This is a genomic window from Chitiniphilus purpureus (assembly GCF_025642115.1).
Lineage (GTDB): Bacteria > Pseudomonadota > Gammaproteobacteria > Burkholderiales > Chitinibacteraceae > Chitiniphilus > Chitiniphilus purpureus.
Genome location: NZ_CP106753.1, coordinates 2,868,899 through 2,892,151 on the forward strand (window position 1 = coordinate 2,868,899; position 23,253 = coordinate 2,892,151).

A 23,253-nucleotide genomic window follows, 5' to 3' on the forward strand; every position below is an offset into this window, starting at 1 on the left:
GTCAGTGCAGGCGGGTGCCCCAGTGGAGCTTGACCCGCAAGGTATCGTAATAGTCGTAGCCGACCGGGTGCAGGATGCGCAGCGTATTGCGATAGCGCCGGATCAGCACACGGTCCTCTTCGCGCAGCTCGCAATCGGATTGATTGTCGAAATATACGCGCGCGTCATGGGCCCGGGTCAGCAGGAATTCCACCTCGCAGGTGTCGTTGACCACGATGGGCCGATTGGACAGCGACTGCGGACAGATCGGCACCAGCGCGATCGCCGGCAGGCTCGGATGCATGATCGGGCCGCCGGAGGCAAGCGCGTAGGCGGTGGAGCCGGTGGGGGTGGACACGATCAGCCCGTCCGAGCGCTGGCTGTAGACGAACTGCCGGTCGATGAACACTTCGAATTCGATCATCGAGCCGGTCGAGCCGCGGCTGAACACCACGTCGTTGAACGCCAGCGCCTGGGCGATTTCGTTGCCGTCGCGTCTGACCGACGTTTCCAGCAGGATGCGCTCCTCGGGGACGAAGGCTCCCGCCAGGATCTCGCCCACCCGGCGCTCCATCTCATCCAGCGGCAGATCGGTCATGAATCCCAACCGCCCCTGGTTCACGCCGATCAACGGCGTGCGGTATGGGGCGACCAGGCGCGCCACGCCAAGCATGGTGCCATCACCACCCAGCACGATGGCCAGATCCGCCACCTTGCCGATATCGGCGCGCTCGACCCGGTCGAAGGTGTCCAGGCCGTGTTCGATGGCCGATTCGGTCTCGATCAGTACCCGGGCCCCCTGCCCGGCCAGCATCTGTGCCAGCCGCTTGATGGGTTCGGCGATGGTTGGCGTGTTCTGGCGCGAAACCAGCGCAATGTTCTTGAACAGGCTCTGCATGGCGCTCCACAGTGGCGGCGGCATGGCCGGGCCGGCCATCCTCAGGTTGTGCATTTAACCATAGGCGGCGCAGGATGCGCACAGCGGCACGTGCGCGCTACAATCGACTCATGCTGAATGAACGCGCGCAGATCCTGCTTCGTACGCTGGTGGAGCGTTATATCGCCGAGGGGCAACCGGTCGGCTCGAAAGCGCTTTCCCACTATTCCGGGCTCGATGTCAGCGCGGCCACCATCCGCAATGTCATGGCCGATCTGGAGGAGCTGGGCTTCATCGCCAGCCCGCACACCTCCGCCGGCCGCATCCCGACCGCGCGCGGTTATCGCTTCTTCGTCGACAGCTATCTCTCGGTCAGCCCGTTGGAGCGGCTCAGCCCCGAGGACATCCTGGGCAAGCATCCCGCCGGCATTGCGGCGGACAACCCGCAACGCGCGGTGGCCGCCGCCTCGCAACTGCTGTCCCAGCTCACCAACTTCGCCGGGATCGTGCTCTCGCCCAAGCGCCAGGAAGTGCGCCTCAGACAGGTGGAGTTCCTCAAGCTGTCCGACAAGCGCGTGCTGCTGATCCTTGTGACCACCGACGGCGACGTGCAGAACCGCATCCTGCACACGCAGACCGACTACGAGCCGAACCAGCTGCTCGAGGCCGCCAATTTCATCAATGCGCATTGTGCCGGCAAGACGCTGGGCTCGCTGCGGCGCACGCTCGAAGCCGAGATCCACCAGCTGCGCGGCGAACTCGTGACGCTCCTGAGCGCGGCCGTGCAACAGACGCCGCAGGACGATGCCGACAGTGTGCTGATCTACGGTGAACACCATCTGCTGGCCAGCCACGAGCTGGCCGCCAACATGGAACGGCTCAAACAGCTGTTCGAGCTGTTCGAGCGCAAGGCCGCGCTGCTGCAGCTGCTTGAAAGCGGCTGCGCCGCCCAGGGGGTGCAGATCTTCATCGGCGGCGAATCGGGGCTGGCCCCGCTGGACGAATGCTCAGTCATCACCGCGCCCTATCATGTGGACGGCCAGGTGGTCGGTACGCTCGGCGTGATCGGCCCCACCCGTATGGCCTACGAACGGGTCATTCCCATCGTCGACGTCACTGCCCGCCTGCTCTCCAACGCGCTCTCGCTGTCGTGAGCGCGGCATTCCTGAAACCTGCGGCCCTGCCGCCCCGATCGGAACTTCGCATGCCTCTGTTGCGCCCGCTCCTGCTTTGCCTTGCCCTTGCCGCCACCACCCCTGCCCGCGCGGACGACGCACTGCTCCAGCGCGAGGAGGTTGGCCGCTACCTGGACACCGTCGCCGCCGAGCACGGGTTCGAACGCGAAGCATTGGCCGCGCTGTTCCAGCGCGTGACGCCGCAACCGGCCATCCTGGAGGTGTTCGACCGTCCCAGCACGAGCCGGCCGTGGCATCAGTTCCGCGAGAGCTTCCTGACGTCGGCACGCGTGGTGGGCGGAGCACGCTTCATGCGTCGCCATGCCGAGATCCTGCAGGCGGTGCAACAGCGCTACGGCGTGCCGCCGGCCATCATTGCCGCCATCATCGGCGTGGAGACCCAGTACGGGCGGATGACCGGCAACTACCGGGTGTTGGATGTATTGACCACCATGGCCTTCGATTACCCGCGCCGTGCCGAATTCTTTACGCAGGAGCTGACCCAGTTCCTGTTGCTGGCGCGTGAGGAACAGAGCGATCCGCTCACCTTCATGGGTTCGTATGCCGGCGCGATGGGCTGGCCGCAATTCATGCCGTCGAGCTTTCGCCGCTACGCGGTGGACTGGAACGGCGACCAGCATCGCGATATCTGGGGCACGCCCGAAGACGTGATTGCCAGTGTGGCGCACTATCTGGAACAGCATGGCTGGCAGCGCCATGGTGAGCAGCCGTATCAGCCGGTGAACGTGACTCCGGAAAACACCCTTGCCGACGTGCTCAGCAAACCGTTCGACCTGTCGCACAGCGTGGCCGAGCTGATGCAGCGCGGCGCGGTGCCGCTACATGAGCTGGATGCCTCCCAGCCGGCAGTACTGTTCACGTTGGAAACCGAGCCGGGGGTGGAGCGCCACTACCTGGGCACCACCAACTTCTACGTCATCACACGCTACAACCGCAGCAAGCACTATGCGATGGCCGTGTTCGAGCTGGCGGCGGCCATCGAGCGCGCCCATGCTGAAGAAGCAGACCTGCAAATCCCCGCCACGCCCCCGAAGGCACGCGCGCGCAAGCGCTGAGCCGGCACGCCGGCCGCCGTACCCAAGCGCCAGCCGCAACGCGAGGCCCACGCGCGCCGACCAGGTCTTTCCGCCATGCCCCAGTGCCAGGGGGCCGGGTTAGAATCCGTGGCATGACCGTTCCCGATCCCATCCTGATCGATGTACCCACCCGGCTTGCCTGCGCGCGGCTGCAGCTGCGCTGCCCGCAGCCGGGCGATGGCGCCGCGGTCCACGCCGCCGTGCTGGCCTCATTGTCCGATCTGCGGGCCTGGCCTGCCGCGCTGCCATGGGCGCGACAGGCACCCTCGGTCACGGTCAGCGAGCGTTGGTGCCGTCTGGCCCAGGCCGAATTCATCCTGCGCCAGCAGCTGTCCTGGCTGATCCTGAGCGCTGACGGAGCCACCGTGTTGGGTGCCTGTGGGCTGCATCAGCCGGATTGGGATCACGGTACCGCCAGTCTGGGCTATTGGGTGCACCGGGCGCACCAAAGGCGTGGCTACGCAAGCGAAGCGGTAGGCCGGGTATGCGAGCTGGCCTTCGATACCTTGGGCATGCAACGGCTGAGCATCTGCTGCGATGTGCAGAACCTGGCCAGCGCGCGGGTGGCCGAGCGGGCCGGCTTCATCCATGAAGCCCGGCTGCGGCATAGCCATCGCGATCCTGGCGGTCTGGCACACGATACCTTGCTGTACGCCAGGATAGCGCCGTGAACCGCATCGTCCCAGCCCGCCTGGCATTGTCGGCGCAGGGCGTGCCGTACTCCGAGGCATTTGACGATATCTATCATTCCGCTGAAGGCGGGTTGGGCCAGGCGCGCCAGGTGTTCCTCGCCGGCAATGATCTGCCGCAGGCATGGCGCGGGCGCACACTGTTCACCATCATCGAGACCGGCTTCGGCCAGGGGCTCAATTTCCTTGCGACCTGGCAGGCGTGGCGCGCCGACCCGGCACGCAGCACCCGCCTGCATTTCGTATCGGTCGAACTGCATCCGTTCAGCCGCGACGACCTGGCGCTGCTGCACGCCCGTTACCCCGAGCTGGCGCCGCTCGCGACCGAACTGCGCGCCCAATGGCCTGCGCTGACGCAAGGCATGCACCGGCTATGGTTGGACGACGGACGGGTGGTCCTGACGCTGGGCTTCGGTGATGCGGCACACCTGCTGCCGCAAATCGAGGCCCGGGTGGATGCGATCTATCTGGATGGTTTTGCCCCGGCCAAGAACCCCGGGCTGTGGCAGGTACCGCTGTTCAAGGCGCTGTGGCGGCTTTCGCATGCTGATACCACGCTGGCGAGCTATACGGTTGCCGGCGCGGTGCGTCGCGGGCTGACCGAGGCCGGATTTGCAGTCGACAAGGTTGCAGGCTTCGGTGGCAAGCGGCAGATGCTGCGCGGCGGCACGGCACGCAGCCTGCGCCACGCAGCATCCGGTCCCGGCGAGCGCAGCGCCCTGGTCATCGGTGCCGGGCTTGCCGGCAGCGGCGTGGCCGAGCGCCTCGCGGCGCGTGGCTGGCAGGTCACGGTATTCGACGGCGCCGTGGCGCCGGCCAGTGGCGCCTCGGGCAACCATGCGGGTCTGATGCACCCTTCCTACTCGCGCGACGACAACCTGCTGGCGCGACTGACCCGTGCCGGCTGCGCCGCCACACGACATCAGCTGGCTGCGCTGGCCGCCCACGGCCTGGTGGTACCGCACCGGCACGGCGGCATCCTGCAGTTGGCCAAGCACGCCGGCCAGGCCGAGGCGATGGCGCAGATCGCCAGCGCGGGCAACTGGCCGCAACTGGCGTTTCTCGATCCTGGCGATCCGGCGGCACTGCCTGGCAGCAGCCGCTGGGGTGGCTGGTGGTTCGCCGATGGCGCCACCATCAGCCCTTCCGCATTGTGCCGCGCCAACCTTGTCCGTCACCCGGAACTTGTCACCGTGCGCACGACCGCCATGGTCGCAAGCCTCGCCGCCACCGCACAGGGCTGGGAAGCCCGCGATGCGGATGGGGCCATCCTTGGCTGCGCCGCCGTCGCGATCCTGGCCAACGCCACTGCCGCACGCCTGCTGACCCAGGCGGAAGGCCTGCCGCTGGCGGATGCGCCACGCGTGGCCACCGTGGTTGCCGACGATCCCGCCTTGCCGGTGCACGCGCTGGCCGGCGATGCCTATCTCACCGCGGCATTGGACGGCTGGCGCGTGGCGGGCGCGGCGCCGCTGGCAAATGGCCTGGCGCAGGCGCAGGCCGACAATCTTGCCAGCCTCGCTGCGATATTGCCGCACGCTGCACCGCTTGAAGCACACGTATGCCAAAGCCGCGCCTGCGCCCGCCCCGGTGCCCCGGACCGCTTGCCGCTGATTGGCCAGCTCCCACTGCCCCGGCAGGACGGCGCCTGCCATCAATTGCGCCAGATCGCGCGGCAGCCCGGCTTGTACGGCGTGCTGGCGTTCGGCTCCCGTGGACTGTCGTGGACCATGCTGGCCGGCGAACTGCTCGCCAGCCAGCTTGAAGGCGAACCCCTGCCCTTGGCGCGTGCCCTGGTCGAAGCCGTCGACCCGGCGCGCTTCATGCTGCGCTCGCTGCGCAGTGGGCATGCCTGAGCGATCGGCCCGGCTTAACACAGCGCCGTCGCCAACCTGTGGGCCGCTCGGGCCTGCCCGGCCTGGGGCGGCGAGCCCCCTTCCCGTTTGAAGCAGGCCGTACGGCAATGCGCACCGTTTTCCGAGGGCGACCTGCAGGGAAAGTGGCAGCACGGGAACGGTCGCGTCTGGTGCGGTCCCCACGGCAATCGATCGCCTGTCCCCGTCCCACAGCCGGCATGGCGGCACGCGATTGCGGCCCTATTGTTGGCCAATTGCAGGCTGTCCGCAGCCCCCATGTCTTCCTTTCTCGCTGCGTGAGTTTCTCTCTTTCTTTCCAATTACAGAAAAGCCGTTAATTGGGCAAAAATTATTTTTGCTCGAAAAGAAAGACTGGATTTCCCATCTGAAATAATCCCGCATCTGAAACAGAAAGCCATTTTCAATCAATCTGAAAACTTGAACCTATAATTTGCCGTTCATCAATTTTTGATGATTTCGCGGGCAAAAGGGTATTCCCAAAGCAGCCTCAGACCTCTACGCTTCACATCAATAAGTAAACGCTAATATTCTGACAAGTAGACAGGGAGAAGGTTTGCAGCGTATGTAAACCGGGCCTTGGCAAACAGCAGAGCGCCCAGCAACACCGTACGCCGCAATTGTTTTATTGAAATAACGAGGCTTGAATTAAATGAAAACGCTGAAAACCAATCATCTCTTCCTTGCTGCCGCTTTGTTTGCCGCGGCAATCTCGTCCACTGTGCATGGCGCGATGGATTACAGCCGTTACAACAACATCTCCAACTATGATTTTGAACAAGGTGCCGGCGCCACGCCGGGACTGGCAGCAGCCTGGAAAGCCGATAAGACCCATGGCAACGCCACTTACCAGCTGACCACTTCGAATACATATCTGCGCACCACCGCGCAATTGGTTTCCTTTTCCGCACTGCCTGCCTGGGGTGTATCGCGGATTTATCAGGAAGTCGCCGTGCAGCCGGGCAAGGAGTACTACGCCAGCAGCTTTGTGAAGGTGACTGCACTGAGCAACGCCCGGGTCGAGATGCGTATCGAGTTTCTCAATGCCGCCGGGACTGTCGTCGAAACCCGTTCGACCGACTGGTACCAGGCACAGACCCTGACCAAGCCGACGGCGGATTGGGTCAACCTGAAGCTGTCGGGCACAGCGGCCGCCACTGCCGTCAAGGCGCGTATGGCGTTCCGCGCCAGCAGCAGCGCAGCCAATGCCAGCGGTACCTTCATCGTGGATGCGGTGACCCTCAGCCAGACGCAGATCCTGCTGAGCAAGCTGAATATCTCGCCGACCCACGAGTTCGATAGCGAACAAACCAACCCGGGCGGGCTGACCCCCAGCACCACCGTGGTGCGCACGCCGGGCAAGTCGATGATGGTGCAATTGCGCAATACCGATCCGCTGGTCTATTCAGGCAAGCGTGCCGAACTGGTCAAGAACAACGTCGGCGCCAACCGCAAGTCCTATTGGTACGGCTTCAGCGTCCAGGTTCCAACCGACTGGGTGAATGACAGCTCGATGGATGGCATCGTGCAATGGCACGTCACTTCGGATCCGGGTGAGATCAGCCGCTCGCCCAGCCTGGCGCTGATGGTGCAGGGCGACAAGTGGATGATCCTGAAGCGCTGGGATGACAAGGCAATCTCCACCAGCAACGATGTAAAAACAATGCATCAGGAAGTGATCTACCAAGCCCCGATCAACAAGGGCCGCTGGGAAGACTGGGTGTTCGAAGTGAAGTGGGACTATCTGCCGCAGGCCGCAGGCGGCGTGGGTTACACCCGAGTGTGGCGCAATGGCCAGCTGGTGGTGTCGCTGGATGCGCCGAACAGCTACAACGACCAGAACCAGAAGTACTTCAAGATCGGCCTGTACAAGTGGGACTGGAACAACGGTGTAGCCACCCAGACCAACTACCGCAAGCTGTATATCGATGATGTGCGTATCACCCAGGGCAATGGTGTCTACGCCGACGTGGCGCCCTGATCACAAACCACGGTTTTCAGCGAAAAATAAGACTGGCGGCGCGTTGAGCGCCGCTTTTTTTATTACCGCACAGTTGTCGTGCGCTTTGGGCAGTACAGCACCAGGACACTTGGCACTGCAATCCGCCTGTTCGGGACTGGCTGGAACTGCCGCGGCAGCGGCGCGACGCTTAAGCTCTGATCTGGGTGGCCGCTCTGGCCGCCCGTTCCGGGAGCCGCCGATGAAAACCACCTTGTTGCAGTGTGAAGGGCTGATCGCATTGGAATGCGCCGCAGGCAGCGAGCTGATCTGTATCAGCGGCCTGCTGTGGGTCACCCAGGACCAAAGCGACCTGATCGTCCATCCCGGCGAGCGTTGCCGGCTGCACGGCGGCGGCAAGACACTGATCCAGGCAATGCGCACCAGCCATTTCGAGATTGTCACTGCGCAACGCTGGTGGCAGCGGATGGCGACAGCCATCGTGGGACCAGCGGCGGCAAGCAAGCCGGCAACGACCGCGACAGCACCGCGCACCCTGCCTGCCGCCGTGTGCTGTCAGGCGACGACCACCGTCGGCAGCTGAAGCGGCACACGTTGCGGCTGCAACGCAACGCGCCAGACCAGCAACGCCTGCCTGCAGCACCCCGCTCCCCAGGCGTGCACTGCACCGGGCACGGCAGCCCAAAATGGCGGCCCTGGCAACAGGCGGGCGCCGACAGTCGCAGACACGGCGCTGACCCGGCCTGCCGGCCCCGACCCTGCACCCGCATCCTCAAGCCGGAGCGGGCCGGCCGCCGTGGCGTGCGGCATCAACCGGCACGTGCCAAGCGCTGCTGCACCAACTCGCCCAGCCTGCGGATCGCCGCCTCGTGGCGGGTGGTCCAGGTCTCGATGCAACAGATGCGCATGCAGTTGCGATAGCTGCGGCTGGGACTGAAGAGCTCCCCCGGCGTGAAGTTGATGCCTTCGGCCATCGAATCGCGCAGCACTTCGCGCGTATCGATCTGCGCCGGCAGCTCCACCCACAGCACGTAACCGCCCACCGGTACGTTGAGACGGGTTTCCGCAGGAAAATAGCGGCGGATCGCATCGACCGCACCGCTCACCTGCTCGGCCACCGCGCGCCGCAAACGGCGCAAGTGGTGATCGTATCCCCCGTTTTCCAGGAAACGGGCGATGGTCTGCTGCAGCACAAGCGGTGTGGAGTAGGTGTTGATGAACTTGAGCCGCTCGATCTCGCGCTGCCAGCGGCCGGCCACCACCCAGCCGATCCGCATCCCCGGGGCCAGCATCTTGGTGAACGACGAGCACAGCATCACGTTGCCGCCGCCCTCTTCCACCGGCCGGTCGAACGCCTTGGCAGGCCGTGGGCGTTCACCACGGTGGAAGAACTCGCCGTAAAGATCATCCTCGATGATCGGAATGCCGCGGCCGGCCAACAACTCCACCAAACGCCGCTTGTTTTCGTCCGGCATCAGGCAACCCAGTGGATTGGAGAAGTTGGGCAGCAGCAGACACGCCTTGACCCGGTCATCGCGCGTCGCAAGCTCAAGCGCCTCGACCGACATGCCGGTCTGCGGATGGGTCGGAATCTCCAGTGCCTTCAACTGGAAGCTCTCCAGCATCTGCAGCAGGCCGAAATAGGCCGGCGATTCGATGGCCACCACGTCACCCGGCTTGGTCACCGCCCGCAGGCACAGGTTGATCGCCTCCAGGCAGCCATGCGTGATCAATACCTGATCCGCCTCGAACTGCCCGCCCCAGGCGAGCGCGCGGCGCGCGATATGCCGACGCAACTCCATATCGCCCACCGGCTTGCCATAGTCGGCAAGCAACCTGGGCTGATGCCGGGTCACCTGCGACAGCAGGCGCTGCAGTTGCTGGGTGGGATACAGATCGGGATTGAGGATCGCCAGGCCGAAATCGACCCGGATCGGCTTGAGTTCACTGGCCTGATAGGGCCAGAGCACCGGTGGCGTGACCACCTCGGACGGCTCGCGCGGCGGCTGGGTCAGGCCCGGTACATTCAGGACGTGCGCACAGGCAACATAGAAACCGCTCTGCGGCCGGGCCTCGATCAGACCGCGGTCTTCCAGCGCGCGATACGCTTCCATCACTGTGGACAGGCTCACGCGCCGTTGCGCCGACAATTTACGGATCGAGGGCAGCTTCTCGCCCGGCTGCAGCACCCCGCTGACGATGGCCTGCGCCAGCTCCTCGGCCAACTGATGATAAAGCGTATCGGCTTTGCGGTGTCCCGCAGGGAAACGGACATCGTTCATCGGGGCCTCGGGCTGCAGCACAGTGCATCAAGGCCCCACTATAACGCACGGCTCCCGCCCCACAACAGTTTCAGTTTGTTCAAGGAAATGGCGATCAGAGCAGTACAGTTTGCCCAGCTTGGCCTCTTGCCGACCCATTGATGTTTGACGGTGGTATCGGCATCAGCCGGCGTAGACACGCCATGGTCACCGTGGCAGGCGCGCGGCCTGGCACCGTCGAAGACCCGGTGAAGCGGTCCTGCAAGCAGCGTGAAACGTCCTCGCCGACGAGGAATCGGATCTTCGTGGGGCGCCGACAGCTACGGGTGGTAAGGCAAGCGCGGCGCGGTCAGGCAGATTGTGACCGCTGTCGGTGGAAATGGGTGGTGCGTCCAGCACCGGCTGCAGTGCCGAACAGGTTCACCCGGGGTGCTGTGTGCCATGGGTGTGGCCTGCACTGCGGCGAGGGCTACGTACGAGGGACCGCCTTTTTGGCATTGGCACACCTGTGGCACAGCCATGGACAAAGGCCGGCCAAGCTCAGCGGGAAAGCGGCGCCGATGCGGTCACGGCAGCGGCGGGGGCCGGTCTTGGAGCCAGAGGCTTGCTGCGATCCAGGATCTGGAAGAACACCTCGTCCTTGCGGATCATGCCCAGCTCGTTGCGGGCCCGCTCTTCGATGGCATCGGTGCCGGTCTTCAAGTCCAGCACTTCGGCAGCCAGCGCCGCATTGCGCTCGCGCAGGCTTTCGTTGTCGGCACGCTTGTCGGCCAGCTCCTGGTCGAGCTGCCATACGCGCAGCCAACTGCCCTTGCCGACCCACAAGGGCCATTGCAACAGCATGATCATCAGCGCGAGGACGATGGCGAGGATACGCATAAGGGATGGCGGATAAAAGAAACCGGAGCCCTCAGGCTCCGGTTTGCGATGTTACTACACGGTGGCCGGAACAGCGATGGCGTTGTGCCGGCACGTCGATCAGCGCTTGATCTGGTAGAAGGCGTTGATGCCCGGGTACACGGCTGCCTCGCCCAGTTCCTCCTCGATACGCAGGATCTGGTTGTACTTGGCGATGCGATCCGAGCGGCTCAGCGAGCCGGTCTTGATCTGCATGCAGTTGGTTGCAACGGCCAAATCGGCGATGGTGGCATCTTCAGTCTCGCCCGAGCGATGGCTCATCACCGAGGTATAGCGGTTGCGCTTGGCCAGATCGACAGCGGCCAGGGTTTCGGTCAGCGAACCGATCTGGTTGACCTTGATCAGAATCGAGTTGCAGATGCCCTGGTCGATGCCTTCAGCCAGGATCTTGGCGTTGGTGACGAACAGATCGTCGCCCACCAGCTGCACGCGGCCGCCGATGCGGTCGGTCAGCACCTTCCAGCCCGCCCAGTCGCGCTCGCCCATGCCATCCTCGATCGAGATGATCGGGTACTTGTTCACCAGGCCTTCCAGGTAGTCGACCATTTCGTTCGACGTGAAGGTACGGCCGCCGCCCTTCTTGAAGGTGTAGGTGCCATTGTCCTTGTTGAAGTATTCGGACGCGGCGCAATCGAGGGCGATGAAGAAGTCGGAACCGGCCTTGTAGCCCGCCTTCTCGATCGCGGCCAGGATCAGCTCGATGGCCTCTTCCGGACCGGCCACGTCGGGCGCGAAGCCGCCTTCGTCGCCGACCTGGGTCGGCAGGTGCTTGTCGTGCAGGATCTTCTTCAGGTTGTGGAACACTTCGGCGCCGTAGCGCAATGCTTCACGGAAGGTCGGCGCGCCGGCCGGCACGATCATGATTTCCTGGAAGTCCAGGCTGTTGGAGGCGTGCTCGCCGCCGTTGATCACGTTCATCATCGGCACCGGCAGGCTCATCGGGCCCGAGCCGCCGATATAGCGATACAGCGGCAGGCCGGCTTCCTCAGCGGCGGCCTTGGCCACGGCCATTGACACGGCGAGGATGGCGTTGGCGCCAAGCTTGCTCTTGTCCTCGGTGCCGTCCAGATCGATCATGGTCTTGTCGATGAAGGCCTGCTCGGCGGCATCAAGGCCGATGATGGCTTCGACGATCTCGGTATTGATGTTCTCGACCGCCTTGAGCACGCCCTTGCCAAGGTAACGGCTCTTGTCGCCATCACGCAGCTCCAGCGCCTCGCGCTCGCCGGTGGATGCACCGGACGGCACGGCCGCACGGCCCATCACGCCCGATTCCAGCAGCACGTCGGCCTCGACGGTCGGGTTGCCGCGCGAATCCAGGATTTCGCGGGCGATCACATCAACGATTGCGCTCATTGCCATACCTCAGTATTGATTGGTTTATGAAACGGAACACCGCCAGGGCCGGCCTGGCGGTTGGAAATCACAACGTCTGCTCGATCAGCGAGTCTGCCTTCACCACCTGATCCAGCGCCTTGAGCGTGGTCAGCAGTTCCTTCATACGCGGCAACGGCCAGGCGTTGGGGCCATCCGACTTGGCGCAAGCCGGGTCGGGATGCGTCTCGGCAAACAGGCCGGCAATGCCGGTGGCGACGGCGGCACGTGCCAGCACCGGCACGAACTCGCGCTGCCCGCCCGATCGGTCCCCTTGCCCGCCCGGCAACTGCACCGAATGGGTGGCATCGAACACCACCGGACAGCCGGTCTCGCGCATGATGGCCAGCGCACGCATGTCGCTCACCAGATTGTTGTAGCCAAAGCTCACGCCGCGCTCGCAGGCCATGAAGACATCGTCGGCCAGCCCGGCCTCGCGCGCGGCCTCGCGCGCCTTGTCCATCACATTCTTCATATCGCCCGGTGCGAGGAACTGGCCCTTCTTGATGTTGACCGGTTTGCCCGACTGGGCGCAGGCGCGGATGAAGTCGGTCTGCCGACACAGGAATGCCGGTGTCTGCAGCACGTCGACCACGGCGGCGACCGGGCCGATCTGGTCGATCTCGTGCACATCGGTCAGCACCGGGACGCCGACCTGCTCGCGTACCTTGGCCAGGATCCGCAGACCCTCTTCCATGCCGAACCCACGGAACGACTTGCCGGACGAGCGGTTGGCCTTGTCAAAGCTCGATTTGAAGATGAACGGAATGCCAAGCCCGGCGGTGATTTCCTTGAGTTGGCCGGCCACATCGATGGAAAACTGCTCCCCTTCGATCACGCACGGCCCGGCGATCAGGAAGAAAGGCCGATCCAGGCCCACCTCGAATCCACAAAGTTTCATGACACCTCTCGTGCTAGGTGAAGCGCGCCGCCGGCACGGACGTTTCGGCCATCGCCCTGATACGTCGCTGCACCGGCCGCCTTGGCCTCATGCGTTAACAGCTCACCCCTTCCCGCCCTTGCGAGCGCGCATACGCGATCGCGGCTTCGATGTACGACTTGAACAGCGGATGGCCGTCACGCGGTGTGGAGGTGAATTCCGGGTGGAACTGACAGGCAAAGAACCAGCGATGGCCGGGCAGCTCCACGGTCTCGACCAGTTGCTCGGCACCGGTGGACTGACCGCTGATCAGCAATCCGGCTTCGCGCAGGCGCGCCAGGTAATGGTTGTTGACTTCGTAGCGATGGCGATGGCGCTCGGTGATGCGCTCGGCACCATAGATCCGTGCCGCAAGCGTGCCCGGCTGCAGCAGGCATTGCTGCGCGCCCAGCCGCATCGTGCCACCCATGTTGGAATTGGCATCACGTTTTTCGATCCTGCCGTCGTGATTGACCCATTCATCGATCAGGGCGACCACCGGGTATTCCGTCTCCAGGTCGAACTCGGTCGAGTTGGCACCTTTGAGGCCGGCCACGTCGCGCGCGTATTCGATCAACGCGATCTGCATGCCAAGGCAGATGCCCAGATAAGGAATGTCGTGCTCGCGCGCGAACTTCACTGCGAGGATCTTGCCCTCGACACCACGCTTGCCAAAGCCACCCGGTACCAGGATGGCGTCCATGTGCGCAAGGCAACCAGTGCCCTCGGTTTCCAACGACTCCGAATCGACGAAGTGGATCTTCACCTGGCTTTCGGTATGCACACCGGCATGCTTGAGCGCTTCGATCAGTGATTTGTATGACTCGGTCAGGTCGACGTACTTGCCGACCATGGCGATATTGACCGTCTGCCTCGGGTGATCGATGGCATGCACGATCTTGTCCCATACCGACAGATCCGCACCGGGCAGCTCAAGCTGCAGCTGGCGGCAGATGATGTCGTCTATCCCCTGCTCGGAGAGCACCCGCGGGATCTTGTAGATGCTGTCCATATCCGGGCAGGACACCACCGCCTTTTCGGAGACGTTGGTGAAAAGCGCGATCTTCTGACGTTCGTCGTCTGGCACCATCCGGTCCGCCCGGCAGATCAGCACGTCGGGCTGGATGCCGATCTCGCGCAGCTCCTTGACGCTGTGCTGCGTCGGCTTGGTCTTGATCTCGCCGGCGGCGGCGATATAAGGCACATAGGAAAGATGGACGAAACAGGCGTTCTCCCGTCCCAGTTGCACGCCCATCTGGCGGATCGCCTCAAGGAACGGCAGCGATTCGATATCGCCGACGGTACCGCCGATCTCGATCACCGCCAGTTGCGCGTCGCCCGCGCCCTGGCGGATGAAAAGCTTGATTTCGTCGGTGATATGCGGAATCACCTGGACAGTCTTGCCCAGATAATCGCCGCGCCGCTCCTTCTTGATCACCGATTCGTAGATCTGGCCGGTGGTGAAGTTGTTGGTCTTCTTCATCTTGGCCTGGATGAAACGCTCGTAGTGCCCCAGGTCCAGATCGGTCTCGGCGCCATCTTCGGTCACAAACACTTCGCCGTGCTGCATTGGGGACATGGTGCCCGGATCGACGTTGATGTACGGATCCAGTTTCATCATGGTGACTTTGAGGCCGCGCGATTCGAGGATAGCGGCCAGAGACGCGGCGGCGATGCCTTTGCCAAGCGAAGACACCACACCACCGGTAACGAAGATGAACTTGGTCATGACTGCCACAGGGGAGTGTGAATTGCGCATTTTACCCGATGCCCACGAGGCCCCTCAATTCTGGACAAGCAGGCGGGAATATGCGCGGTACTCCGCCTTATGCCACCGGATGCCCAATGTGCCGGATGATGCAGTCGCCACTGCACGAGCACCGTTGCCTGACATCTGGATAGCATTGCGGGCGCAGACCGCGTTTTCCTGCAGTATCGCGCCTCTCCCAGGGCCCACGGAGCGGTACGGCGTGACGCAAGACCGCCATTTAAGCCCGCCTGTCCCCGGCACACCGTTGATGAGCCTGCTTGGGCTTTACCTGGGGGCGCTGAAGGGTTTATTGAGTAAACATAAGCAAACAGGCGACATTCCTTGCACGGAATGCCTCGCATTTGATGCGATGCAGCAAAAAATCGTTACCCCAGGCCGCCAAAATATGTAAGATACAGCGCCCTGGAGCAAGCGAGCGCAATTTGCGCAAAACACTACGTCATGGGAAAGGAAACAGAGTATGTCCAAATCAGCGTTGGTCACGGGTGGCATGGGCGGGATCGGCACGGCGATTTGCAAGCAATTGGCCGATGCCGGATTCAAGGTCGTCACCACGTACTCGCGCCCTGGAAAAGAGGCAGGCTGGCTTGCCGAGGCCAAGGAGGCCGGCTACACCTTTTTGGCCTATGAATGCGATGTAACCGATTTCGACGCCTGCGTGGCGCTCAGAGCCAGGATTGCAGCTGAAGTGGGTGACATCGACGTGCTGGTCAACAACGCGGGCATCACCCGCGACGCCACGTTCAGGAAACTGGGCAAACCTGATTGGGACGCGGTAATCCGCACCAATCTCGATTCGGTATTCAATGTCAGCAAGCAGTTCGTCGACGGCATGGTCGAGCGCGGCTGGGGGCGGGTGATCAATATCTCGTCCATCAATGGTCAGAAAGGCCAGTTCGGCCAGACCAACTATTCAGCGGCCAAGGCAGGCATGCACGGCTTTACGATGGCCTTGGCGCAGGAAGTGGCCCGCAAAGGCGTCACGGTCAACACCATCAGCCCCGGCTATATCGCAACCGATATGGTGATGGCCGTGCCGGAGGACGTCCGTGCCAAGATCGTCTCGCACATCCCCGTTGGCCGCCTGGGCCGGCCCGAGGAGATTGCAAGCCTGGTGGTCTACCTGGCATCCGATCTGGCCGGCTTCATCACCGGGGCCAATCTGGCCATCAACGGTGGCCAGCACACCTGCTGAGCCTTGAGGGCGAGCGGGCATGCAAACGGCACCTGCATGGTGCCGTTTGCGTCACAGCCTGCTCATCGCTTTCCACCTGCCGCCAGCCTGCAATGCGCGTCAACGTAACCCGCCGGACGACCCTTTCAATGCCACACCAGGGCTTTGGGGGATGGCAAACGGGGGCACCCCCCGAGCATCGTGTGGCCATCACCTGCCAACGCGACGATCAAACCAGGTACCGGCGATACCGATGCAAACGGGACGGCAGGTTCGTGCCGTACTGGCTTGCGCTTGCCCCCGGCGTTGGCGCGTCCTGGAGCGGCGCCCCTGCATATCAGCGCCCTGCCCGCAGCAGCCCGGCATGCCAGGGTTGGTCGTTCTGGGCACGGGTGCCGGCTCCAGTTGCCAGTCAACCGGTAGGCAAATGGATGCCGCCACATCGTGCCCCGTGTGCGGGGTCAAGGCGGCAGGCAGGATAGCAAGCCGATCGCCTTATTCCTCCTCATCCACAGCGGTGCCGACAACCTTGTACGCCACATCGAGCGAAAATCCGCGTGCCGCCAGGAAACGCAGTTGCCGGGCCCGGGATTTGAGATCCACGGCGGGCTGTCCGAACTTGCGCCGCCATAGCTCGCGTGCCCACGTCTCCTCCGTCTGCCCCAACCCTGTCAATGCCTGATCGATGGCAGCCGTATCCACGCCCTTGCCGCGCAGCTCGGCCTGCAGTCGTGCCATGCCATACCGGCCGGCACGCCCATGACTCCAGCTTTCGGCGAAGCGGGCGTCGGAAAGCCAGCCGCGCGCGACCAGGTCATCGAGCAGGGCGTCCAGTTCCTGTGCGTCAGTCGCATGCGGCAGCAGTTTCTGCTGCAACTCCGCCCGCGCATGCTCGCGGCGCCCCAGCAGTGCCAGGGCGCGGTTGCGCAAGGTCAGCGGGGAACGCGCCAAGGTCACCTCCATGCGACAAAGGCGGGCCGTGCAGGCCCGCCTTGCGTGCTACCGGAAAACAGCTACGGGTCTACTCGGCGAACGACTCGGGTTCGTCCGACAACCCCGCACCGGATTCGAGCGGCAGCACGGTGCCGCCGATCTTCTCGCGGATCCGGCGCACGATCTCGTCCGCCACCTCGGGGTTGTCCTTCAGATACTGCCGAGAGTTTTCCAACCCCTGGCCGATCTTGTTGCCGTTGTAGCTGTACCAGGCCCCCGATTTCTCGACCACCTTGTGCACGGCACCGTGCTCGATGATCTCGCCTTCGCGCGAGATGCCCTCGCCGTACAGGATATCGAAGTTGACCACGCGGAACGGCGGCGCCACCTTGTTCTTGGCGATCTTCACCTTGGTCTGGTTGCCGATGATCTCGTCGCCCTTCTTGACCGCGCCGATGCGGCGGATGTCCAGGCGCACCGAGGCATAGAACTTGAGCGCATTGCCGCCGGTGGTGGTCTCAGGGCTCTGGCCGGGCATCATCACGCCGATCTTCATGCGCAGTTGGTTGATGAAGATGACGAGGGTGTTGGTGCGCTTGATGCTCGCGGTCAGCTTGCGCAGCGCCTGGCTCATCAGCCTGGCCTGCAGGCCAGGCAACTGGTCGCCCATGTCGCCTTCGATCTCGGCACGGGGGGTGAGCGCCGCCACCGAGTCGATGACGATGATGTCCACCCCGCTGGAGCGGACCAGCATGTCGCAGATCTCAAGCGCCTGCTCGCCGGTATCCGGCTGGGAGATCAGCATGTCGGATACATTGACGCCCAGCTTCTGGGCATACACCGGATCGAGCGCATTTTCGGCATCGATGTACGCGGCCACGCCACCGGCCTTCTGCACCTCGGCCACCACGTGCAGACACAGCGTGGTCTTGCCCGACGATTCGGGGCCGAAGATCTCGACGATGCGTCCGCGGGGCAGACCACCGACGCCCAGCGCAAGATCAAGACCCAGCGAGCCGGTGGAAACCACCTGCAGATCGTTCTCGATCTGGTTTTCGCCCATCTTCATGATGGCGCCCTTGCCGAATTGGCGCTCGATCTGCGCGAGCGCCGCTGCCAACGCCTTGCTCTTGTTGTCGTCCATGACACCTGTCCGTGGTAGGGGTGGAAACCGGCCGGTCCGGTGCCGCCTTGCGCACGACCGTGCCGGCGCGCCGGCATGCCGCCCGACGTGAAAGTGAAGCGATTATAGAACGAATGTTCTGTAAAAGAAAAGCCGGCCATGCGGCCGGCCTGGTGGCGAGGTGGAAAACCATGCCTGCTCCGGCACCGGTGTGACGCGGCCGGGCGAGGCAAGGTGGCTACCACCGCACCGGGGTGGCTGCCCGCGGGCCGGGCCCTATGCGCCGAGCAGTGCGTCCACGTAGCGTTTGACGCCCTCTTCCACCGAATAGAACGGCTCTTCGTAGCCTGCCTCGCGCAACAGCGTCAGGTCCGCTTCGGTGAAGCACTGGTACTTGCCCTTGAGCGCTTCGGGGAACTCGGTGTACTCAAGCATGCCCTGGCTCGCGATCTCGGCCAGCGACAAGGTGCCCAGGCCCTGGTGCGCACGGCAGGCATTCACCACGGCCACCGCCACGTCGTTGAACGGTTGCGCACGCCCGGACCCGACGTTGTAGATGCCGCAGACTTCGGGATTGTCCAGGAACCACAGGTTGACCTTGACCACATCCTCGACAGAGACGAAATCGCGGGTGTGCGCGCCGGCGGCATAGCCACCGTACTCGCCGAACAGTTTGACCGTGCCCGTCTCGCGGAACTGGTTGAAGTGGTGGAAGGCGACCGAGGCCATGCGCCCCTTGTGCCATTCGCGCGGCCCATACACGTTGAAGTAGCGAAAACCGGCCACCTGGGCGGTCAGACGCTCGCCTTCCAGGCGCCGGCGCAGCACCTGGTCGAAGAGCAGCTTGGAATAGCCGTATACATTGAGCGGCGCCTCGCACTCCGGATCCTCGTAAAAGCCGTTGTTGCCGTTGCCATAGGTGGCGGCGCTGGAGGCATAGAGGAACTGCGCACCTTCGGACTGGCACCACTCGAACAGCGAGAGCGTGTACTGATAGTTGTTGTCCATCATGTACTTGCCGTCGTGTTCCATCGTGTCCGAGCAGGCCCCCTGGTGCAGTACGGCCCTGACCTCGCCGTCGAATCGGCCGGCGGCGATCTCTTCGATGAAGTCGTGCTTGTCCAGGTAATGGGCGATCTGGCAGTCGGCAAGATTCCTGAACTTGTCACCACGGGTCAGATTGTCGACGGCGACGATGTCGGTCTCACCGCGCGCATTGAGGGCACGCACGAGGTTGGAGCCGATAAAGCCCGCGGCTCCGGTGACGATGATGGTCATGGATGAAATCCTGCTGTCTTGGGCTGAAAAGCCCTTGAGTATACCGGCGCGTCCCATCAGCACGGAAACGGCGGCGCCCGGCAGGACAGCCGGCGCCGCATCACCGGGCACTATTCGGACAGGCGGATGGACAGCGCCAGGAACAGCCAGGCGCCATGCGGCATCCATTGTTCGGTCCAGCGCCAACTGTGGGCCATGGTGGCGACCTCAGAGGGGCGGAAATCGATGTCCTCGTCGTCGTCGAAGCCACCGGTGACGCCGTTGCACACCCCACCGGGCGCATTGAAGTAGCCCGGCTCGTAGCGCGGATTGTTGCGCCCCCAGCCTTGCAGCATGCAGGCGTCGTACGGATTGGCCCCCAGCACCCAATCGAGCGCGGACTGCGCATGCGCGGCCAGTTGCGCGGCCCATTGCGTCTCGTCGGCAAAGAGCTGTGCACCGCGCCGGTACGCCGCGGCGATCGAGCCCAACCGGGCGTTCTCGCCCTGCCACCAATAGCCCGATTCGTTGTCATGCGGGATGAAGAATTGCGCCCGGCCCGGCTTGCCGATCTGCTTCACGTACTGGCGCGGATAGCCGAACGGGTTGTTCACCTCGGCGCTGATGGCAAGCTCGTAGGCAAAGGCCTGCCGCAGACTTTCGCGTACCCGGCCGGCGAGCGGGCTGTCCGGCGCCACCTCCAGGAAGCGCATCAGCGCCAGCAAGGGCAGACCGGCCTCGGCCGCGTGGAAATAGCTGCGCTCGCCGGCCGCATCCGCGGCAAACCAGCCCTGCGGCTGCTGGCGCGCCAGTAGCGACAGCACGCGGCGGGCGGCAGCGTCGGCATACTCGCCCTCGCCTGTTGCCGCCAGCAGCTCGGTGGCGGCGAGCAGGGCGCAGTAGTCGTCGATGATGTTTTCGGTGCCGTCGTCCAGGTACGTGAGGTTATGCGCCTCCAGGTGCGTAAAGCCGCTGCGCGCGGCCCACAGGTATTCGGCACGGGTATGGCCATCGCCATCGCGCGGCAGGCCGGCCGCGCGCGCCAGTGCCGCAATCGCCATCCCACCACCCTGGCGGTACGCAGCCTGATAGGTGGCGTACTTCTCGCCCTTCTGGGTCTTGTATTCGCAGATATCGCGGCGATTGGGGTCCTTGGACCACTGATCGAACACCGTCATGTAGAAGTACCCTTGCGGGTCCTGCAGGCGGACCAGGAAATCCGCACCGTGCAGCGCCTCGTCCACTAGCCGCTCGTTGAACCAGCGGGACGCGAAGCCGATCGCATCCTCCAGCGGGAGCGCAGGATCGGGCGCCCTTGCACTGATCCAATGCGGCGGCTGGGTCAGACGCGCCCAGCCGTCGATCAGGTTCCAGACCACCTGCGGCGTCTGCTGCGGGTTCATGTATTGCGCGAACGACAGGTGGCTCAGGTACTTGGAGCAGTCGCCGGAGGCGTCATACCAGCCGCCGTGCACATCGCGACGCTCCTGGCCACCCCATTTGGGCCGGCTGCGATCGGCCAGGTCAAAGAGGCCGGTGCAGCGCTGGCCCTTGATGTAGTGCACGATGTCCGACAACAGCAATTCGCCGAACAGCCGGGGCTGGATGGCGAATACGTGCGACACCAGCGGCGGCTCGATGCCATCGGCCGCCAGGAAATACTCGCCGCACTCGTCCAGCCCCGAGAGATCGGCACGCCAGTAGTGCCACGGCGCACCAGTGGCCGCCCCCCAACGGGCCACCGTTCCCGCCGGCTGCAGCGGCGCCTGCATCACCCGTTCGCGCGTATCGGCGCGGTAGACCGAGAACATGCCCAGCGGCGTTGCCGCCGGGGCCTGGATCAGCGCCTGTTTGGCACTGCCGGGTTCGAAGCCGAGGTGGTTGAGCAGGATCTGGTACTTGGGCATGGGCTGGGCATCCGCTGAGCGATGAGCCGCGCAAACGGGGCGGCTGGTTCCGGGTGACAACTAACGGCCCATATTGCCGCCGCCCATGCCGAAAATCCAGGGCGCGGCGCAACCGGTTCCCGCCCGCAACGCCTTGTCCGGCCTGCACCGCGCGTTTTGCAGCGGCCATGCTGGATGCGTCCATGCACGATAGGGCAAGCCGGGCACAGTGCGCGGCCCCGCCGCGGCAGCGCGCTCCGGCGCGTCCCATCCGCGGTGCCGGCAGCACGGCGATCCGGCAGGCGGTCTGCAAGGGCATGCCTGCGGACCGCATGCCCCCTGCGCCCCTCATCCCCGCTTGGTCAGGGGCACTGCCTGTGCGGTGCAGGTCATAGCGCCCAGCGCAACGCGCCTGGGGCGATGGCGGGTTCGACCGGGATGGCCGACGGTCTGCCTTCCGGCTGCCGCAGCACGTGGTCGAGGATGCCCTCCTCCAGCGCGGCGAAGCCGGCCGCGCCACGGGCACGCGGGCGGGGCAACGCCACTGGCGTGTCGAGGCCGATGCGGCCTTGCTCGACCAAGATCACCCGGTCGGCCAGGGCAACAGCCTCCTGCACGTCGTGCGTCACCAGCAGCACCGTGAAGCGGTGGTGTTGCCAGATGCGCTCGATCAACTGCTGCATCTCGATGCGGGTGAGCGCATCGAGCGCGCCCAGCGGCTCGTCGAGCAGCAACAGCTGCGGCTGGTGGATCAGCGCCCGTGCCAGCGCCACGCGCTGCCGCTGGCCGCCGGAGAGCTGACTGGGCCACTTGTCTGCATGCCCGGCGAGGCCGACTTCGGCCAGCGCAGCGTGCGCCCTGACCTGCCAGTCGCCGGTCAGGCCGAGGCCGACGTTGGCCAGCACCGTTTTCCACGGCAGCAGCCGCGCATCCTGGAACATCAGCCGGGTATCGATGCCGGAGCGGGCCAGCGGTGCGCCATCGGCGTGGATGTCGCCACCACTGGCGGTGTCGAGCTGGGCGATCAGCCGCAGCAGCGTCGATTTGCCGCAGCCGGAGCGGCCGACGATGGCGACGAACTCGCCGGCACCGATGTCGAGATCGAGGTCGTGCAGCACGGTCTGCGTGCCGAAGCGGCGCGCGAGCCCACGGATGGCGAGGGCAACGCCGAGGTCGGATTCGAGTGTGGTCTGGGTCATGTCAGGCTCCCTGATAGGCGGGGTGCCAACGCAGCCACACGCGTTCCAGCTGGCGGGCCAGCACGTCGCTGGCCTTGCCGAGCAGTGCGTACAGCAGGATGGCAAGCACCACGATGTCGGTCTGCAGGAATTCGCGCGCGTTCATCGCGAGGTAGCCGATGCCGGAGCTCGCCGAAATGGTCTCGGCGACGATCAGCAGGATCCAGGCGAAGCCGATGGCGAAGCGCACGCCGACGAGGATACTGGGCAGCGCGCCTGGCAGGATCACGTCGCGGAACAGCGGCCAGCCCTTCAGGCCATAGCTCCTGGCCATTTCGACGAGGCCGGTGTCCACCGATTTGATGCCGTGATAGGTGTTGATGTAGACCGGGAACAGCGTGCCAAAGGCGACCAGGAACAGCTTGGCACCCTCGTCGATGCCGAACCACAGGATCACCAGCGGGATCAGCGCCAGCGGCGGGATGTTGCGGATCATCTGCACGCTGGTATCGAGCAGCAGCTCGCCGCGGCGCGACAGACCGGTGACCAGCCCCAGCAGCAGCCCCAGCCCGCCGCCAATGGCAAAACCAATGGTGGCGCGCCAGAAGCTGATCTTGAGGTGGGTCCACAGTTCGCCCGACTGGGCCAGCGTGATGCCGGCCTTCAACACGTCGAACGGCGGCGGCAGGATGCGGCTGCCGATCAGGCCGGCCACGGCCGCCCACTGCCAGCCGGCGATCAGCAGCACCGGCACCGCCCACGGCGCCAGTCGCTTGTAGAGGGTGTTGGCAACGCTCATCGTCCTGCC

Annotated in this window: 20 protein-coding genes; 8 read left to right on the plus strand and 12 right to left on the minus strand. The window is 64.4% G+C overall.

The window, feature by feature from the left end; all coding sequences use genetic code 11:
• Position 1 precedes the first annotated feature (1 nt).
• A complete protein-coding gene (locus tag N8I74_RS13225; protein ID WP_263123571.1) occupies positions 2-877 on the minus strand; it encodes an NAD kinase in 876 nt (291 codons plus the stop codon).
• A 110-nt stretch (positions 878-987) separates the two neighbouring features.
• On the opposite strand from N8I74_RS13225, the gene hrcA reads away from it, so the two are divergent.
• The 6 genes from hrcA (at position 988) to N8I74_RS13255 (ending at position 8,234) form a co-directional block, all read left to right on the plus strand.
• Positions 988-2,010, plus strand: coding sequence for a heat-inducible transcriptional repressor HrcA (gene hrcA, locus N8I74_RS13230; protein ID WP_263123572.1), 1,023 nt, complete (start codon positions 988-990; stop codon positions 2,008-2,010).
• A 50-nt stretch (positions 2,011-2,060) separates the two neighbouring features.
• Positions 2,061-3,107, plus strand: a complete 1,047-nt coding sequence (gene mltB, locus N8I74_RS13235) for a lytic murein transglycosylase B (RefSeq protein ID WP_263123573.1) — start codon at positions 2,061-2,063, stop codon at positions 3,105-3,107.
• Between the two features lie 113 nt (positions 3,108-3,220).
• Positions 3,221-3,799, plus strand: coding sequence for a GNAT family N-acetyltransferase (locus tag N8I74_RS13240; RefSeq protein WP_263123574.1), 579 nt, complete (start codon positions 3,221-3,223; stop codon positions 3,797-3,799).
• Positions 3,796-5,673 (plus strand): bifunctional tRNA (5-methylaminomethyl-2-thiouridine)(34)-methyltransferase MnmD/FAD-dependent 5-carboxymethylaminomethyl-2-thiouridine(34) oxidoreductase MnmC, encoded by a 1,878-nt coding sequence (mnmC, locus tag N8I74_RS13245; protein WP_263123575.1) that lies wholly within the window; start codon positions 3,796-3,798, stop codon positions 5,671-5,673. Before N8I74_RS13240 ends, mnmC begins: the two co-directional genes overlap by 4 nt.
• Positions 5,674-6,343: 670 nt before the next feature.
• Positions 6,344-7,672 (plus strand): heparin lyase I family protein, encoded by a 1,329-nt coding sequence (locus N8I74_RS13250; RefSeq protein ID WP_263123576.1) that lies wholly within the window; start codon positions 6,344-6,346, stop codon positions 7,670-7,672.
• A gap of 220 nt (positions 7,673-7,892) precedes the next feature.
• Complete coding sequence (locus N8I74_RS13255; RefSeq protein ID WP_263123577.1) at positions 7,893-8,234, plus strand: DUF2917 domain-containing protein; 342 nt, start codon at positions 7,893-7,895, stop codon at positions 8,232-8,234.
• 226 nt (positions 8,235-8,460) lie between these two features.
• Here the strand turns inward: N8I74_RS13255 and N8I74_RS13260 are convergent, their stop codons facing one another.
• From N8I74_RS13260 to N8I74_RS13280, 5 genes are all read right to left on the minus strand, one after another.
• Positions 8,461-9,933, minus strand: coding sequence for an aminotransferase-like domain-containing protein (locus N8I74_RS13260; protein ID WP_263123578.1), 1,473 nt, complete (start codon positions 9,931-9,933; stop codon positions 8,461-8,463).
• Between the two features lie 519 nt (positions 9,934-10,452).
• Positions 10,453-10,791, minus strand: coding sequence for a cell division protein FtsB (gene ftsB, locus N8I74_RS13265; RefSeq protein ID WP_263123579.1), 339 nt, complete (start codon positions 10,789-10,791; stop codon positions 10,453-10,455).
• A 99-nt stretch (positions 10,792-10,890) separates the two neighbouring features.
• On the minus strand, positions 10,891-12,186 hold the full coding sequence (gene eno, locus N8I74_RS13270; protein ID WP_263123580.1) for a phosphopyruvate hydratase: 1,296 nt from the start codon (positions 12,184-12,186) through the stop codon (positions 10,891-10,893).
• A 67-nt stretch (positions 12,187-12,253) separates the two neighbouring features.
• On the minus strand, positions 12,254-13,105 hold the full coding sequence (gene kdsA, locus N8I74_RS13275; RefSeq protein WP_263123581.1) for a 3-deoxy-8-phosphooctulonate synthase: 852 nt from the start codon (positions 13,103-13,105) through the stop codon (positions 12,254-12,256).
• A 94-nt stretch (positions 13,106-13,199) separates the two neighbouring features.
• Positions 13,200-14,852, minus strand: coding sequence for a CTP synthase (locus tag N8I74_RS13280; protein ID WP_263123582.1), 1,653 nt, complete (start codon positions 14,850-14,852; stop codon positions 13,200-13,202).
• A gap of 241 nt (positions 14,853-15,093) precedes the next feature.
• On the opposite strand from N8I74_RS13280, the gene N8I74_RS13285 reads away from it, so the two are divergent.
• Together N8I74_RS13285 and phbB are read left to right on the plus strand one after the other, a co-directional pair.
• Entirely contained in the window at positions 15,094-15,285 is a 192-nt protein-coding gene (locus tag N8I74_RS13285) for a hypothetical protein (RefSeq protein ID WP_263123583.1), read from the plus strand.
• A 69-nt stretch (positions 15,286-15,354) separates the two neighbouring features.
• Positions 15,355-16,089 (plus strand): acetoacetyl-CoA reductase, encoded by a 735-nt coding sequence (phbB, locus tag N8I74_RS13290; RefSeq protein ID WP_263123584.1) that lies wholly within the window; start codon positions 15,355-15,357, stop codon positions 16,087-16,089.
• A 474-nt stretch (positions 16,090-16,563) separates the two neighbouring features.
• On the opposite strand, the gene recX is transcribed toward phbB, so the two are convergent.
• From recX to ssuC, 6 genes are all read right to left on the minus strand, one after another.
• A complete protein-coding gene (gene recX / locus N8I74_RS13295; RefSeq protein WP_263123585.1) occupies positions 16,564-17,019 on the minus strand; it encodes a recombination regulator RecX in 456 nt (151 codons plus the stop codon).
• Between the two features lie 70 nt (positions 17,020-17,089).
• Positions 17,090-18,145, minus strand: coding sequence for a recombinase RecA (recA, locus tag N8I74_RS13300; RefSeq protein ID WP_263123586.1), 1,056 nt, complete (start codon positions 18,143-18,145; stop codon positions 17,090-17,092).
• 255 nt (positions 18,146-18,400) lie between these two features.
• Positions 18,401-19,402, minus strand: a complete 1,002-nt coding sequence (rfaD, locus tag N8I74_RS13305; protein ID WP_263123587.1) for an ADP-glyceromanno-heptose 6-epimerase — start codon at positions 19,400-19,402, stop codon at positions 18,401-18,403.
• Positions 19,403-19,512: 110 nt separating this feature from the next.
• Positions 19,513-21,288: a glycoside hydrolase family 9 protein gene (locus tag N8I74_RS13310; RefSeq protein WP_263123588.1), complete on the minus strand. Its 1,776-nt coding sequence runs from the start codon at positions 21,286-21,288 to the stop codon at positions 19,513-19,515.
• Between the two features lie 368 nt (positions 21,289-21,656).
• Positions 21,657-22,466, minus strand: a complete 810-nt coding sequence (locus N8I74_RS13315; protein ID WP_263123589.1) for an ATP-binding cassette domain-containing protein — start codon at positions 22,464-22,466, stop codon at positions 21,657-21,659.
• 1 nt (position 22,467) lies between these two features.
• Positions 22,468-23,244, minus strand: a complete 777-nt coding sequence (gene ssuC / locus N8I74_RS13320) for an aliphatic sulfonate ABC transporter permease SsuC (RefSeq protein WP_263123590.1) — start codon at positions 23,242-23,244, stop codon at positions 22,468-22,470.
• Positions 23,245-23,253: the final 9 nt, after the last annotated feature.

Bases quoted from the DNA above. Each gene is read 5' to 3' on its own strand.
- N8I74_RS13225 (WP_263123571.1), bottom strand. From the start codon at position 877: ATGCAGAGCCTGTTCAAGAACATTGCGCTGGTTTCGCGCCAGAACACG.
- hrcA (WP_263123572.1), top strand. From the start codon at position 988: ATGCTGAATGAACGCGCGCAGATCCTGCTTCGTACGCTGGTGGAGCGT.
- mltB (WP_263123573.1), top strand. From the start codon at position 2,061: ATGCCTCTGTTGCGCCCGCTCCTGCTTTGCCTTGCCCTTGCCGCCACC.
- N8I74_RS13240 (WP_263123574.1), top strand. From the start codon at position 3,221: ATGACCGTTCCCGATCCCATCCTGATCGATGTACCCACCCGGCTTGCC.
- N8I74_RS13250 (WP_263123576.1), top strand. From the start codon at position 6,344: ATGAAAACGCTGAAAACCAATCATCTCTTCCTTGCTGCCGCTTTGTTT.
- N8I74_RS13255 (WP_263123577.1), top strand. From the start codon at position 7,893: ATGAAAACCACCTTGTTGCAGTGTGAAGGGCTGATCGCATTGGAATGC.
- N8I74_RS13260 (WP_263123578.1), bottom strand. From the start codon at position 9,933: ATGAACGATGTCCGTTTCCCTGCGGGACACCGCAAAGCCGATACGCTT.
- ftsB (WP_263123579.1), bottom strand. From the start codon at position 10,791: ATGCGTATCCTCGCCATCGTCCTCGCGCTGATGATCATGCTGTTGCAA.
- eno (WP_263123580.1), bottom strand. From the start codon at position 12,186: ATGAGCGCAATCGTTGATGTGATCGCCCGCGAAATCCTGGATTCGCGC.
- kdsA (WP_263123581.1), bottom strand. From the start codon at position 13,105: ATGAAACTTTGTGGATTCGAGGTGGGCCTGGATCGGCCTTTCTTCCTG.
- N8I74_RS13280 (WP_263123582.1), bottom strand. From the start codon at position 14,852: ATGACCAAGTTCATCTTCGTTACCGGTGGTGTGGTGTCTTCGCTTGGC.
- phbB (WP_263123584.1), top strand. From the start codon at position 15,355: ATGTCCAAATCAGCGTTGGTCACGGGTGGCATGGGCGGGATCGGCACG.
- recA (WP_263123586.1), bottom strand. From the start codon at position 18,145: ATGGACGACAACAAGAGCAAGGCGTTGGCAGCGGCGCTCGCGCAGATC.
- rfaD (WP_263123587.1), bottom strand. From the start codon at position 19,402: ATGACCATCATCGTCACCGGAGCCGCGGGCTTTATCGGCTCCAACCTC.
- N8I74_RS13310 (WP_263123588.1), bottom strand. From the start codon at position 21,288: ATGCCCAAGTACCAGATCCTGCTCAACCACCTCGGCTTCGAACCCGGC.
- N8I74_RS13315 (WP_263123589.1), bottom strand. From the start codon at position 22,466: ATGACCCAGACCACACTCGAATCCGACCTCGGCGTTGCCCTCGCCATC.
- ssuC (WP_263123590.1), bottom strand. From the start codon at position 23,244: ATGAGCGTTGCCAACACCCTCTACAAGCGACTGGCGCCGTGGGCGGTG.